A 13,020-nucleotide genomic window follows, 5' to 3' on the forward strand; every position below is an offset into this window, starting at 1 on the left:
ACACACATTCGCACCGCCAGTCAGATAACACTTTAAACGCTTTCGTATACGCGCGCGCGAAGCGTGTCGCATCCCCTATAAACAAAGGGCTCCACGGAGTTCCCTTTGTTTGCTTTTTCGTGCTTGTTTTGCAAAGTGCGGAAAGGCAAAAATAAGACAGAATTTATGCATTAAAATATAGTGAAATTATGAAGAAAAAAGAGTTAGAAAAGAAAGACTATGTACCTCCATATTGTGAGATTGTAAAGGTAGAGTACGAATGTTTCTTCTGTACATCAGTAACGCCTGTCACGCCCGGTTCCTCCGAGGAAGATTGGGATAACGAAGAAGAGAGTGAAGATGAAATTGATTTCTAATTAACAAAAGCAAGAAGAAAAATGAAAAGACTATCTGTTATTGCAAGTATCATCGGCAGCATTGTATTATTGCTTGCAGGATGCAGCAAAGAAAACAGTTTTGCAGACAAAGAAATGATTGATGTGGAAGAGACAGGCCGGATTCTCATCAATACAGAGACTTATCTGCCCGACCAATCCTTTACGCGAGTAGGGCAGACTCAGACAGCCGAGACCATAGACTTAGGCAACAATCTGATTGCTGAAGTTTCGCTCGAGAAAGATGAGGAAGAAAGCGGCTTCACACGCGCAGCCATGAGCGAAGAGCATTACACCATCTTCGCCTTAAACAGCTCCAACGTACGGGTAGCCACCATGAAAGGCACCATTAAGGATGGCGCATTCAAACGCGATGTAGGTTCGCCGAAAATGAAACTCACTCCCGGCACCTATACGTTTGTCTGCATCAACGACGCAGTTACCGATAACACCACTTCGCTCAGCGTTACCAACAGCAGCAAGAACCCGATGATAGGCACCACTCAACAAACCATTAGTGGAACAGGACACACAATCACTTTCACTATGAAGCATCAAGCGGCACGCGTGCACTTCGGCATCACGTCTTACACATCGGCAAGCAGCGGTGTCAAAGCCACGGTTTCGTCAGACGGAAGCCAATTGAACAAGAACATATACGACTTGTCGGGCGAAAATATCACAAATACTGAGAACGGCAGCGTACAGTCAGGCGAATACACTTTTCCTGCCACTCCTGCAGCAACACGTTCGGTTTACACCCTGTCCTATTCTGCCACAAGCGACAACTATCAGTATTTTCTACCCAACCTCGAAGGCAAAGACCTGAAACTCACGTTTAGTGCAGGGACGGTTTATGGTGAAAGTATGGCAGGAAAGAGCATCAAACTCACTAAGATTGGGAAATTACTCAGAAACGGTTCTTATAAATTGAATATCAAACTGAAGAACGTGCTCTATCTTTTTGCTGATGGCACCGTAGGCACTTTCCAAGAAAAAGCCGAACGCCAACCCATCGGTGTCGTCATCACAGATAAAACACCCACGCAGAAAGGGCTTGCCGTAGCATTAAAGGCGATTACAGGCGGCAATAGTTGGGCTAAAGGTCCTAAAAAGTTTGAACACCACAACAGTGCGCCGATAAGCTCAGATTTCCTTACCCAATGGAACGACTACAACGGCTATAAGTGGACATGGGAGAAAGAAGGAAGTGCCGACGGCACCACCATCAAAGCCAACAGCAGCGATTTCCCCGCTTTCTATGCCGCTGCCCACTATCAGCCGGGGCCAAGCATCACGGGAACAAACATCGGCAAATGGTTCCTGCCCAGCCTCGGGCAGATCAAACTGACCGTGGCAAGGTTGTGCCGCGATGTAGACGTCAATGCAAAAACGGATTGGGATCCTTATCTCACTTATCGTCAGTTAGATGCCAATTTTGACAAGATATTCCTACAAGCTGGTGGACAAACATTGATAGACTGGATATGGACAAGTTCAGAACACTCGATCCAAGAGGGGCACGACTGTTTTATTAGGGAAAACGAGTTAGAGCTTGACGAGTCCGGTTATAATAAAGATATAGGTATTGGTGTCCGCCCGTTCGTGCATTTCTAATCAAAATAAGAAGATATCATCGATGTTGCAACCAAGGCTTTTGCATTCCTTACATGAAGACCGTTGTGTTCCTCATATCAATAGGTCGGTCTTCATTATATCAATACAAAGGTCTTGATATAATCAACATGGCGGCCTTGATATAATGAATGCAATGACCTCGATATAATGAACATAACCAACGGAGCTAAGCAAAGTGCGAGGCTTCAATTAATAACTTAAATATCAAACAATTATGCTAATTTTTAAAGTTGTAGAGACCATCCACAGGATTGGTCCGAAGAAAGGGCAGAAGGCATACAATGCCGTGCAGAAAGCCCCAATGAGTTCTCTGTGCAGTGGCTCATTGAGCGCATCGTGCGCGAAACATCGTTGAGCGAAGGCGACGTAAGAAACGTGCTCATCACACTGCGCAACATCTTCATCGAAGTGATTACCCTCGGCGGCTCACTCGACTTGGGCGACATCTTCTCCTTCCGCACCACGATTCCCTCAAAGATGATAGACAAAGAGGAAGACGTGACGGCCGCATCACTCAAAAAACCCCGTATCATTGTGCGCTGGAAATCGGCCATCACCGATGCATTGAAGAAAATCGAGGTGGAGGTGGATAACCCGAAGCGAAAAGAGAAGAACAAAAAGCCGAAGCCATAAAGAGGCCATCCCCGCTCCAACTCTCCTCATCGGGGAGAAAGGGGAAACAAAGAATTTCTTTTTTACCAATTATAAAATGTGAGAGTGGTACGCATCGCGATGATGCGTACCACTCGCTTTTTAATGATTGAAAGACGGGGTAGGTGCGTTATTTTCATATTGAATGTTTCCGGCTTTGCCACTTTTTTAGTATCTTTGCACATTATCTTTTGAAACTACACAATGGCAGAGAATCAAACGAAAGAGAATAATTATTCGGCCAGTAACATACAGGTGTTGGAAGGCCTCGAGGCCGTGCGTAAGCGCCCTGCAATGTATATTGGCGACATCAGCGAGAAAGGTTTACACCATTTGGTGAACGAAACGGTAGACAACTCTATCGACGAGGCGATGGCAGGCTTCTGCAAAAACATCGAAGTGATTATCAACGAAGACAATTCGATTACCGTGCAAGACGATGGCCGAGGCATACCCGTAGACGAACATGAGAAGCTGCATAAGTCAGCACTCGAGGTGGTGATGACCGTGCTCCACGCCGGTGGAAAGTTCGATAAAGGCTCCTATAAGGTGAGCGGCGGCTTACACGGTGTGGGAGTGAGTTGCGTCAATGCACTGTCGTCGCACATGCTCTCGCAGGTGTTTCGCGATGGGAAAATCTATCAGCAGGAATATGAAAAAGGAAAGCCGCTGTATCCCGTGAAGGTTGTCGGCACGACTGAACGCCGCGGAACGCGTCAGCAGTTCTGGCCAGATGCCACCATCTTCACCACGACCAAGTATAAGTGGGACATCATTGCCAACCGCATGCGCGAATTGGCCTACCTCAATGCCGGTATCAAAATCACACTCAAGGACATGCGTCCCGACGAAGAAGGTAAATTACGTGAGGAAACATTCCACGCCGAAGACGGACTGAAAGAGTTTGTGCGCTACGTAGACCGCCATCGCACCCACCTCTTCGACGATGTTATCTACCTTAAGACGGAGAAGCAGGGCATACCCATCGAAGTGGCCGTGATGTATAATAACGATTACTCCGAGAATATCCACTCCTACGTAAACAATATCAACACCATCGAAGGCGGCACCCATCTCACTGGCTTCCGCATGGCGCTCACCCGCACATTAAAAACTTATGCCGATGCCGACCCCGTTATCTCCAAGCAGATAGAGAAAGCGAAGATAGAGATTGCGGGCGAAGACTTCCGCGAAGGTCTCACTGCCGTTATCTCCATTAAGGTGGCGGAACCGCAGTTTGAGGGACAAACAAAGACCAAGTTGGGCAACAGCGAAGTGTCGGGTGCGGTACAGCAGGCGGTAGGCGAGGCACTGTCTAACTATCTTGAGGAGCATCCGAAAGAAGCCAAACTGATTTGCGATAAAGTGGTATTGGCTGCTACTGCACGTATCGCTGCCCGCAAAGCCCGCGAAAGTGTGCAACGAAAGAACGTGATGTCTGGTGGCGGACTGCCCGGTAAGTTGGCAGACTGCTCCAATCGCGACCCGAAGAAATGCGAGATATTCCTCGTCGAGGGCGATTCCGCCGGTGGTTCTGCCAAGCAAGGACGCGACCGCTACACCCAAGCCATCCTCCCCTTGAAAGGTAAGATTCTCAATGTCGAGAAGGTGCAATGGCACAAGGTATTCGAGGCCGAGTCGGTGATGAATATCATCCAGAGCATTGGCGTGCGGTTTGGTGTAGAGGGCGAAGGCGACAAAGAGGCCAATATCGACAAACTGCGTTACGACAAGATTATCATCATGACCGACGCCGATGTCGATGGTTCCCATATCGACACCCTTATCATGACCCTCTTCTATCGCTTCATGCCCCGCGTCATTCAGGAAGGCCATCTCTATATTGCCACGCCTCCACTCTATCTGTGCACTTACAAGAATAAGGTGAAAGAGTATTGCTATACCGAACAGCAGCGGCAGGCATTCCTCGATAAATATGGCGATGGCGTGGAAGACGGCAAGAGCATCCATACCCAGCGGTATAAAGGTTTAGGAGAGATGAATCCCGAGCAACTCTGGGAAACCACCATGGATCCCAACACTCGCTTGCTCAAACAGGTGAATATAGAGAATGCGGCCAAGGCCGACGAGATATTCTCCATGCTTATGGGCGACGACGTAGAGCCACGACGCGAGTTCATTGAGCAGAACGCAACCTATGCGAATATCGACGCATAATCCAGCACAGGCAGATCTTCTTAACCCTGCCGGTATTTTTTATATTTATAACTTGTAGCTCCGTTATACGACAAAGGGCATCTGTACGTGGTACAGATGCCCTTTGCTTTATATGGGGTAGAATATTATTGCATATCGCTCACCACTTGCATGAGTTTTTTGCCTATCGCCTCGGCCTCTTCCTGTGTAGGTGCTTCGCTGTACACACGGATAATGGGCTCGGTATTGCTCTTACGCAGATGCACCCAACTCTTGGGGAAATCTATTTTCACTCCGTCGATGTCGGTAATCCGTTCTGCCTTGTAGAGTTCTTTCACACGAGAGAGGATGGCATCGATATTGGTATCGGGTGTGAGATCGATACGGTTCTTCGCCATGAAATAAGTGGGGAACGAAGCGCGAAACTCGCTCACCTTTCCGCCTCTGTGTGCCAAGGCAGAGAGGAACAGAGCGATACCCACGAGAGCATCTCTGCCGTAGTGACTTGCGGGATAGATAACTCCGCCGTTACCTTCTCCGCCTATAATGGCATTTGTCGCCTTCATTTGTGTGGTTACGTTTACCTCTCCTACAGCTGCCGCCGTATAAGTGCCGCCGTAGCGTTCGGTAACGTCGCGCAGTGCGCGGGTAGAGCTTAGGTTGCTCACTGTATTGCCGGAGGTATGCGCCAGCACATAGTCGGCCACTGCCACCAGCGTATATTCCTCGCCAAACATGCGACCATCTTCGCAGATAAATGCGAGGCGGTCTACGTCAGGGTCTACCACGATACCTAAATCATAGGCACCCGACTTCATTTCGTTCATGATACCGGTGAGGTTTTTCTCCAACGGTTCGGGATTGTGTGCGAAATTACCGGTGGGTTCACCATTGAGTACGCGGTATTCCACGCCCAATGCCTCGAGCAACTTAGGCAGAATGATGCCGCCCACACTGTTGATAGCATCCACACAAACCTTGAAGTGCGCCAGCTTGATTGCGGTTACGTCGACCCGTTCGAGTCCCAGCACACTGTCGATGTGTCGATTGTCGAAGCTGTTGTCTTGCCGATAGCTACCCAACCCGTCTACGTCGGCGTAGGTAAAAGCCTCTTTTTCGGCGATGGCAAGCACCTCTGCGCCATCGGCTGCCGTCAGGAACTCACCTTTGTTATTGAGCAATTTCAGGGCGTTCCATTGCCGTGGGTTGTGGCTTGCGGTGACGATGAGACCGCCATCGGCTCCCGCCATGGTCACGGCAAGTTCGGTTGTCGGGGTTGTGGCCAAACCGATATCCACCACGTCGTAACCCATTCCCATGAGGGTGCCACAGACCACGTTCTTCACCATCTCACCGGAGATGCGTGCGTCTCTGCCCACCACAATCTTGTGCGTGGCCGACTGCGTAGTGTTGCGGATAAAGGTGGCATAGGCCGAAGTGAACTTTACAATGTCAAGCGGATTGAGTGTGTCGCCCGCTTTTCCCCCGATGGTACCGCGAATACCCGATATGGATTTGATGAGTGTCATGCTAAATTCCCCTTTCGTAAGTGATATTGTATAGGCAGGGATACACCCTTGCAGATGCGACGGCTTGCCCCTGTGTGTGCGGAACAATGAGATTTACCTTGGCAATCTCGTCGGTGGCAGTCTTGGGACGTCCCACCTTGATAAACGTGAAAGGCACAAGCCAGCCGCCTGGAACAGCGGTACTGCCACTTCTTCCGTAGGCCACATACATCAGGCTGCTGCCTTTGACGAAGGACGCTCGGAAAGTGCCGGTGGTGTTGGTTACGTCCATTTTGTCCACCAAATAGGTAAAACTGTTGTATTGATTGGAGAGTTGCACGGAATCGGTCTTGAGGTTGGTTTCCGTAAAACGGCAGAGTACGCGTGCCGTCTCGCCGTTTTTCAGTTTGGCTCCGCACCCTTCGCGCACAATCTGCATGTAAACACCCGAGCTACTGAACAACACATATTCGTTTTTAGCCGTATCTGTGGTGCAGTTCTGTGCATAGAACTGTGCCTCGGAAATCACCTTGATATGATGATTTGCTATATACTGTGTGATGGCGGCTCGCTCACGCTTCTTCTTGTCGGAGTAGGTTTCGTTGTTGCTACATGCCGTTAAAAAGAGTGAGAGAGACAAAACAGCCCACAGGCAGGCTGTATTCTTTATTCTGTTCCTTGTATAAATCATGGGACAAAGATAGCAAATAATGTTGAAAGGGGCGGATAGCTGTCTGTAGCTTAATATTATTTAACCCCAATCATTCAGGCCTTTGTGGCTTGTGAGGTGTCCAACGATTTATCGCTGCAACTCCTCGCGGAAATCGTTCAAAGCCTTACGTACGATGGTTTCCGCCTCTTCTATGGTGCAGTCGAGATGACCTCCTGCCGCATTGGGATGCCCTCCACCGTTGAAATAGCGCTCGGCCATGGCATTGCAATAGAAGGAGTCTACCGACCGCAAACTCAACCATATCTTGCAAGGCCTCTCGGTATCTTCACGCAGCGAGATAGACAGTTTGGCTCCCTTTATCTGTAAAGGCAGGTTCACAAGTCCTTCGGCATCGCCTTTGATGAAGCGGAAACGTGCCATGTCTTGCCGTGTGAGCGTGAAATAAGAAGCATGGAGGTCGGTAAAAACGTTCAACTTCTGGTACATGACATAGCCCATAAGGCGCAGTCGCCACTCACTATAGTTATGGTAGACGTTGCGGTAAATCTTATCCTTATCTATATGTTTGGTGAGCAGTTGGCTGATGATGAAGTATATCTCGGGGGAGTTGGAGTTGTAGGTAAAGCCACCCGTGTCGGTCATCATGCCGCAGTAAATAGCTATGGCGCAGGCCTTGGTCATGGTTTCAAAGGCACCCGATTGCCAGATAATGCGGAACACGAGTTCGGAGGTGGAGCTCATCTCGGGGTGCGATATGCAGAGAGCGGTGTCGATGTCGGGTTCGGGATGGTGGTCGATGAGCACTTTTTGCGCGGGCGATGCCGTGAGCACGGCGCCAAGTGTGTCGTCGAGCCGTTGAGCGCGGTTGAAGTCCATGCAGAACACTAAGTCAGCGTGGGCAAAAGCCTGCCCCACCGTTTCGCGGTGCTTGTCGTAACGCACGATTTTCTCTGTGTTGGGCAGCCACTGAAAGAAGTCGGGATAAGCATCGGGGATGACTATTTGCGGGTTCTTGCCTCGCGCTATGAGATACTGCGCCCATCCGAGCGAGGAGCCGAGCGCGTCGCCATCAGGGCTTCGATGACAGCAAATGATGATATTGCCAGACCTGTCTATCAAGGTATTGAGCAGCAACAATTCTGCCTCTGTAAGGATATTGATGTTCATTTTTGTTAGGTATAACAAGTTTCTTCCCGCCTTACCGACGGGCAAAAGTTTGGAAGATGGGATGCCGGAAAGACCATCTGTTATGGTGTGGAAGGTCAGAAGAGCTGTTCGGGATAGACACCTTCGTCTACGAGTCTGCGGATGCGTGCCACCACTTCCGGCCGATCTTCGGCATAAGTGACGCCAAACCATTTGCTTGTGGTATCAAGTACTTGCAGGGTGGCGGTACCTTGGTTGATGAGGTGGTTTACCATCATGGGGATGAAATATTCTGATTTTGGATTCTCCATGTTCCGTTGGTCGGACAGAAACTCTTTGAAGTAAGCCTCGCTATGGACGAAATAATCGGGGGTGAATCCCCATACGTTCATCGAAACGGGTGTGTTCTCGTCTACGGTTGTCCATGTTCCGTTGTCGTCTTCATAGGCTACAGCACCGCTTACGCGCTTGATTTTCGTACGTTCTACCACGGTTGTCAGGTTTCCGGAGGCGTCGGTGGAGCATACGCCACGCGAGACCGTACCGTTTTCGCTCAGCGTATTACCAATGCGGAAGCCTACCATGGCATAGCGGTTGGTGCTGTCGGCAGGGAGGGAGGTGAGGTATTTGGCCATCACGGCAAAGGCGTCGCGACTGTAGAAGTCGTCGCAGTTGATGGCCAAAAACGGTTCATGAATCACGTCTTTTGCCATGAGGATGGCGTGGTTGGTACCCCATGGTTTCTCGCGCCCTACCGGACAAGAGAATCCTTCGGGCAGGGCGTCGATGCTTTGAAAGCACAAAGCCGTGGGGATGTGTCCGTCGTATTTAGCCAACACCTTGTGGCGGAACTCCTGTTCAAAGTCCTTCCGTATGACAAACACGACCTTTCCGAAGCCAGCTTTGATGGCATCGTAGATGGAATAGTCCATGATGGTTTCCCCGTTGGGACCCAGTCCGTCAAGTTGTTTCAGTCCTCCGTAGCGGCTTCCCATACCGGCTGCAAGGAGCAATAATGTAGGTTTCATATAGAAATTGATGTGTAGAAATTGATATATATATGTGCAAAAGTAGTGAAATAAATCAAGAATGATGCAAGGCAAATTGATATTTTCTGCATGTATTACTCGTATAAAATCATTGCGTGATATACGGGGCAAGCACTACAAGAGCCGTTTTGCAGGGAAACTTGATGCCATAAATGATTGTGTGATATACGGAATAAGCTCCGACAAGCCATTTTTGTGGGGTGTATCAAAACCTTAATTATAATGGTTTGAGGTGCAATGCAAGTGCTGGCAGAGCATGCTAGCGCAGTGCATCAAGTGCGAAATATAATGGTACGAGGTGTAATGTAAGCTCTGTGAGAGCGTAACATGTTAGCCCAGCACACAACACCGAGTAGATGATATTTCCCCAAGTAAGCTCTGAAACGAACGTTCGCTGTGCGAAGTGGAACGGAAACGAAGTTCGCTGACACGAAGAGGAAGCAAAGCAAAGAGCGCTATATGTCAGTCCAGCATACAGCAATGGGTAGATGAGATTTCTCCAAATAAGCTCTGAAAGAGCACAAGATGTTAGCCCAGCGCATCGCGCTGGGGATAGAACGTTCCCCTAAATGGAGCGCTGTAAGTGCGACAGAATCCAACAACCGATACGATTTGCACTGGGAAAGGTTGCCGACCTTTCCACGAACAAATGCCACCTGTACATAGAACAAGCGCCATTTGTACGTGGAACGAATACCGACTTATCTATCGTCACTTCACAACCCTTACCCCCCATCGGTCATGAAGGCCTGTATAGGAAGTTATGTCATCTCTATTGAAATAGTAGAAAAGCGTTCTCATGAACGATGTGGGTTACGAGTTGCAATCCCGAACCTTTGAGCATCGAATACCAAGGAATCAAAAGAAAAAAGGGCAGAAAAGTTACGATTTCTCACCTCCTTTCGACTTTCATTTCCCATTGATTCGCCTTTTGTCGTCATTGTTATTTTCGTTTATTCGTGTTTTTATGTGTTATAAACGGTTAATAATGCACGATAAAAGAGGAATTTATATATAAAAAGTCGAGGGACTCACAAATAATTCATTACATTTGCGAGCGAAACGAAATGACAGTATGAGAAAACCCGCCCATCAGTCTTTGAGACTTTTTTACAGTTGGTTGTTATTGGCGCTCTTCACAACACCGATAATCATCAAGGGCGTGCACGTATGCCATTACAATAACGTGGTCTTAACAGACGGTCATACCACCTATACGAAGTCCACGGTGCAGGAAGCGGATAAGTGTCCTATCTGCCATTTCATGTTTCCCGCATTCTCTTCAGCCGAGGTCGTGCAGTTCTGCGCTGTGGCAGCAGTGGCGCTCGGCATCCTTGTTTTACTGTATGAAGGACGGCTTTCTTACCACGCATCCCGCACGGTAGGGTTGCGTGCTCCTCCGATCCTTTAACCCTATTTCCGCCTTTTCATCCTCTCCTCTGTCGGTTGCCGATACGTGGGTAATCGCAGGTGTGTGGTTGCAGAGTCTGTTGTCTGCTCGACTACAGCCTACCGCATATCCTTTCAGAGAGAGAAGCGGCGATGCGCGCAGCAGTGAAAAGGCCGGATGGCGCGCGACCCTCACATCCATCACTCAATATTTTTTCAAGTGAAGAAGAGAACCTTTATAGGTATCATTTGCCTATGCTCTTTCCTTTGTTCGCAAGCGCAATCTGCATCGCATGCAAACGATAAGTCCGACGAAGCCGCTCACCGGCCTGCGCCCGATACCACCCGCGTGGAACAGAATCATCGCTTAGACAACGTTGTTATCTATGGAAACACCCATCGCAGCGAACAGATGAAGCTTTCGCAGACCAGCGTACAGGTGAACCGCGACTATCTGCGTGCCCATTTTGCGGGGTCGCTCATGCAGAGTTTGCAGGACATTCCTGGCGTGAAAGCCATGAGCATCGGGTCAGGACAGTCGAAGCCTACTATCCGTGGTTTAGGTTTCAACCGCATGGCTGTGACACAAGATGGCATTAAGCACGAGGGACAACAGTGGGGAGACGACCACGGATTGGAAATCGATCAGTTTGCGTTAGACCGTATAGAGGTCATCAAGGGACCCGCAGCACTGCTTTATGGGTCGGATGCCATTGGGGGTGTCATCAATCTCTATTCCAACTATGTGCCCACAGGCCGGTTTCAGGGTAGCGCTAATCTGTTTACGAGGTCAAACAACGAGTCGTTAGGAGCATCGCTGAAGTTAGAAGGGCGCAGCAAGAAGTTCTATTACAAGACCAATGCTACCTATATAGATTATGCCGACTATAAGGTGCCGACAGACAGCATACAGTATTACTCCTATAACATAGGCCTGAAAAACAGGAGTTTACGCAACACAGCGGGAGGCGAGAAAGACGGAAGCGTGACCATGGGATACCTCGGACGAGGGTTCCGCACCGACATCCGATTGTCTGACTCCTATGCAAAGAGCGGCTTTTTTGCCAATGCCCACGGTTTAGAGGTGCGCCTCTCGGACATCGACTACGATGCTTCACGACGAGACATAGACCTGCCTTATCAGGAAGTGAACCACTTCAAGGCCGCCACCCATTCGGCATGGCAGATAGCCAAATTCGACTTCGAGGCCGATTTGGCCTACCAGAATAACCTGCGCAAAGAGCGTTCGGAACCCGTATCCCACGGCTATATGCCTAAACCCAACGGCACAATGGAACGTCGTTTTCTGAAGCATACCTATACCGCCCTGTTAGGTATGCACTTTACCCCCGACGATCGTCACACGGTGCGGGCGGGAATGAATGCCGAATACCAGCACAACCGACGTGGTGGATGGGGGTTCATTATGCCCGATTTTGAGACAATGGCCATGGGTGCCTATGCGTTTGACAGGTTTACGATACGAAAAGACCTCATCGTGAATGCCGGACTGCGCTACGACTATGTGCGCACCAAGATACACGGTTATCGCGATTGGTACAAGACACCTGTGGGCATCGCCGATTCCGTATATAAGGAACGGTCGGCCACATTCGGCAAAACATTTCACAGTCTTACGTGGTCGGCGGGCATCAACTATGCCATTGGCGCATGGATGCTTAAGGCAAATGTGGGCAAGAGTTTCCGCGTGCCCATTGCCAAAGAGCTGGGTGCAGATGGCGTGAATTACCATATTTTCCGCTACGAAAAGGGAAATACGACGTTACGCCCTGAAGAGTCTTACCAGATAGATGCGGGAATCAATTGGACGAGTCGCCTGTTTACAGTGCAGTTAGACCCTTACTTCAACTATTTCCCTAACTATATCTATATGAATCCCACGGCCGATTACTACGAGGGACTTCAGGTTTACAACTACACGCAGGCACGTGTGTTGCGCTACGGATTCGAACTGACGGCCACCTGTCATCTGTCTGAGAACCTCGAAGCTCAGGTACGGGGTGCCTATCTGCATGCTACGCAACAGTCGGGCAATAAGAAAGGATATACATTGCCATTCTCTCCGCCACCCACGATGGATGCCACCGTGAAGTACATCTTCTGCAACGGTCGCCACGAGCAAGAGGGATACCTCTCACTGACAACCCATCTCGTAGGCCCGCAACACGACATCGTGCCACCCGAAAAACCCACGCCGGGCTATCTTACACTCAACATGACAGCCGGCCGACAGTTCACTCTCGGCAATCGCAGTCTGCGGGTGGCGCTCAATGCAGACAACCTGCTCAACCGCAAATATTACGACCACACCAGCTACTATCGGCTTATCGACGTGCCCGAACCCGGGCGCAACGTGGCGTTACTCCTTGGATTTGAATTTTAATCTTTATAGTATTAACCCGAGGCTACGGCCT

9 protein-coding genes and 1 pseudogene are annotated in these 13,020 nt (G+C 49.5%); 6 read left to right on the forward strand and 4 right to left on the reverse strand.

The features are described from left to right. Positions 1 to 188 precede the first annotated feature (188 nt). From HMPREF0658_RS11670 to gyrB, 4 genes and pseudogenes are all read left to right on the forward strand, one after another. Entirely contained in the window at positions 189 to 356 is a 168-nt protein-coding gene (locus tag HMPREF0658_RS11670) for a hypothetical protein (protein WP_006949621.1), read from the forward strand. Between the two features lie 21 nt (positions 357 to 377). Next, a complete protein-coding gene (locus HMPREF0658_RS06765; RefSeq protein WP_006949622.1) occupies positions 378 to 1,991 on the forward strand; it encodes a hypothetical protein in 1,614 nt (537 codons plus the stop codon). Positions 1,992 to 2,226: 235 nt separating this feature from the next. Then, positions 2,227 to 2,645 (forward strand): annotated as a pseudogene (locus HMPREF0658_RS06770) (HU family DNA-binding protein). Positions 2,646 to 2,867: 222 nt separating this feature from the next. Beyond that, positions 2,868 to 4,841, forward strand: a complete 1,974-nt coding sequence (gene gyrB, locus HMPREF0658_RS06775) for a DNA topoisomerase (ATP-hydrolyzing) subunit B (protein WP_006949625.1) — start codon at positions 2,868 to 2,870, stop codon at positions 4,839 to 4,841. 125 nt (positions 4,842 to 4,966) lie between these two features. On the opposite strand, the gene glmM is transcribed toward gyrB, so the two are convergent. The 4 genes from glmM to HMPREF0658_RS06795 form a co-directional block, all read right to left on the reverse strand. Beyond that, positions 4,967 to 6,349 carry a phosphoglucosamine mutase gene (gene glmM, locus HMPREF0658_RS06780; protein WP_006949626.1) on the reverse strand — a complete coding sequence of 461 codons (1,383 nt, stop codon included), beginning with the start codon at positions 6,347 to 6,349 and terminating at the stop codon, positions 4,967 to 4,969. 1 nt (position 6,350) lies between these two features. After that, a complete protein-coding gene (locus tag HMPREF0658_RS06785; protein WP_006949627.1) occupies positions 6,351 to 7,019 on the reverse strand; it encodes a BamK family beta-barrel-assembly machinery protein in 669 nt (222 codons plus the stop codon). 108 nt (positions 7,020 to 7,127) lie between these two features. Next, positions 7,128 to 8,168 carry a DHH family phosphoesterase gene (locus HMPREF0658_RS06790; RefSeq protein WP_006949628.1) on the reverse strand — a complete coding sequence of 347 codons (1,041 nt, stop codon included), beginning with the start codon at positions 8,166 to 8,168 and terminating at the stop codon, positions 7,128 to 7,130. A gap of 95 nt (positions 8,169 to 8,263) precedes the next feature. Then, entirely contained in the window at positions 8,264 to 9,175 is a 912-nt protein-coding gene (locus HMPREF0658_RS06795) for a glycosyltransferase family protein (RefSeq protein WP_006949629.1), read from the reverse strand. A 1,096-nt stretch (positions 9,176 to 10,271) separates the two neighbouring features. Here HMPREF0658_RS06795 and HMPREF0658_RS06800 point away from each other — a divergent pair. Together HMPREF0658_RS06800 and HMPREF0658_RS06805 are read left to right on the forward strand one after the other, a co-directional pair. After that, a complete protein-coding gene (locus HMPREF0658_RS06800; protein ID WP_024990801.1) occupies positions 10,272 to 10,607 on the forward strand; it encodes a hypothetical protein in 336 nt (111 codons plus the stop codon). 156 nt (positions 10,608 to 10,763) lie between these two features. Further along, complete coding sequence (locus HMPREF0658_RS06805) at positions 10,764 to 12,989, forward strand: TonB-dependent receptor (protein ID WP_006949632.1); 2,226 nt, start codon at positions 10,764 to 10,766, stop codon at positions 12,987 to 12,989. Positions 12,990 to 13,020 lie beyond the last annotated feature (31 nt).

The sequence above is a fragment of the Hoylesella marshii DSM 16973 = JCM 13450 genome, from assembly GCF_000146675.1.
Lineage (GTDB): Bacteria > Bacteroidota > Bacteroidia > Bacteroidales > Bacteroidaceae > Prevotella > Prevotella marshii.

Coding starts and splice junctions, on each gene's coding strand:
- HMPREF0658_RS11670 (WP_006949621.1), top strand. CDS start 189: ATGAAGAAAAAAGAGTTAGAAAAGAAAGACTATGTACCTCCATATTGT.
- HMPREF0658_RS06765 (WP_006949622.1), top strand. CDS start 378: ATGAAAAGACTATCTGTTATTGCAAGTATCATCGGCAGCATTGTATTA.
- gyrB (WP_006949625.1), top strand. CDS start 2,868: ATGGCAGAGAATCAAACGAAAGAGAATAATTATTCGGCCAGTAACATA.
- glmM (WP_006949626.1), bottom strand. CDS start 6,349: ATGACACTCATCAAATCCATATCGGGTATTCGCGGTACCATCGGGGGA.
- HMPREF0658_RS06785 (WP_006949627.1), bottom strand. CDS start 7,019: ATGATTTATACAAGGAACAGAATAAAGAATACAGCCTGCCTGTGGGCT.
- HMPREF0658_RS06790 (WP_006949628.1), bottom strand. CDS start 8,168: ATGAACATCAATATCCTTACAGAGGCAGAATTGTTGCTGCTCAATACC.
- HMPREF0658_RS06795 (WP_006949629.1), bottom strand. CDS start 9,175: ATGAAACCTACATTATTGCTCCTTGCAGCCGGTATGGGAAGCCGCTAC.
- HMPREF0658_RS06800 (WP_024990801.1), top strand. CDS start 10,272: ATGAGAAAACCCGCCCATCAGTCTTTGAGACTTTTTTACAGTTGGTTG.
- HMPREF0658_RS06805 (WP_006949632.1), top strand. CDS start 10,764: ATGGCGCGCGACCCTCACATCCATCACTCAATATTTTTTCAAGTGAAG.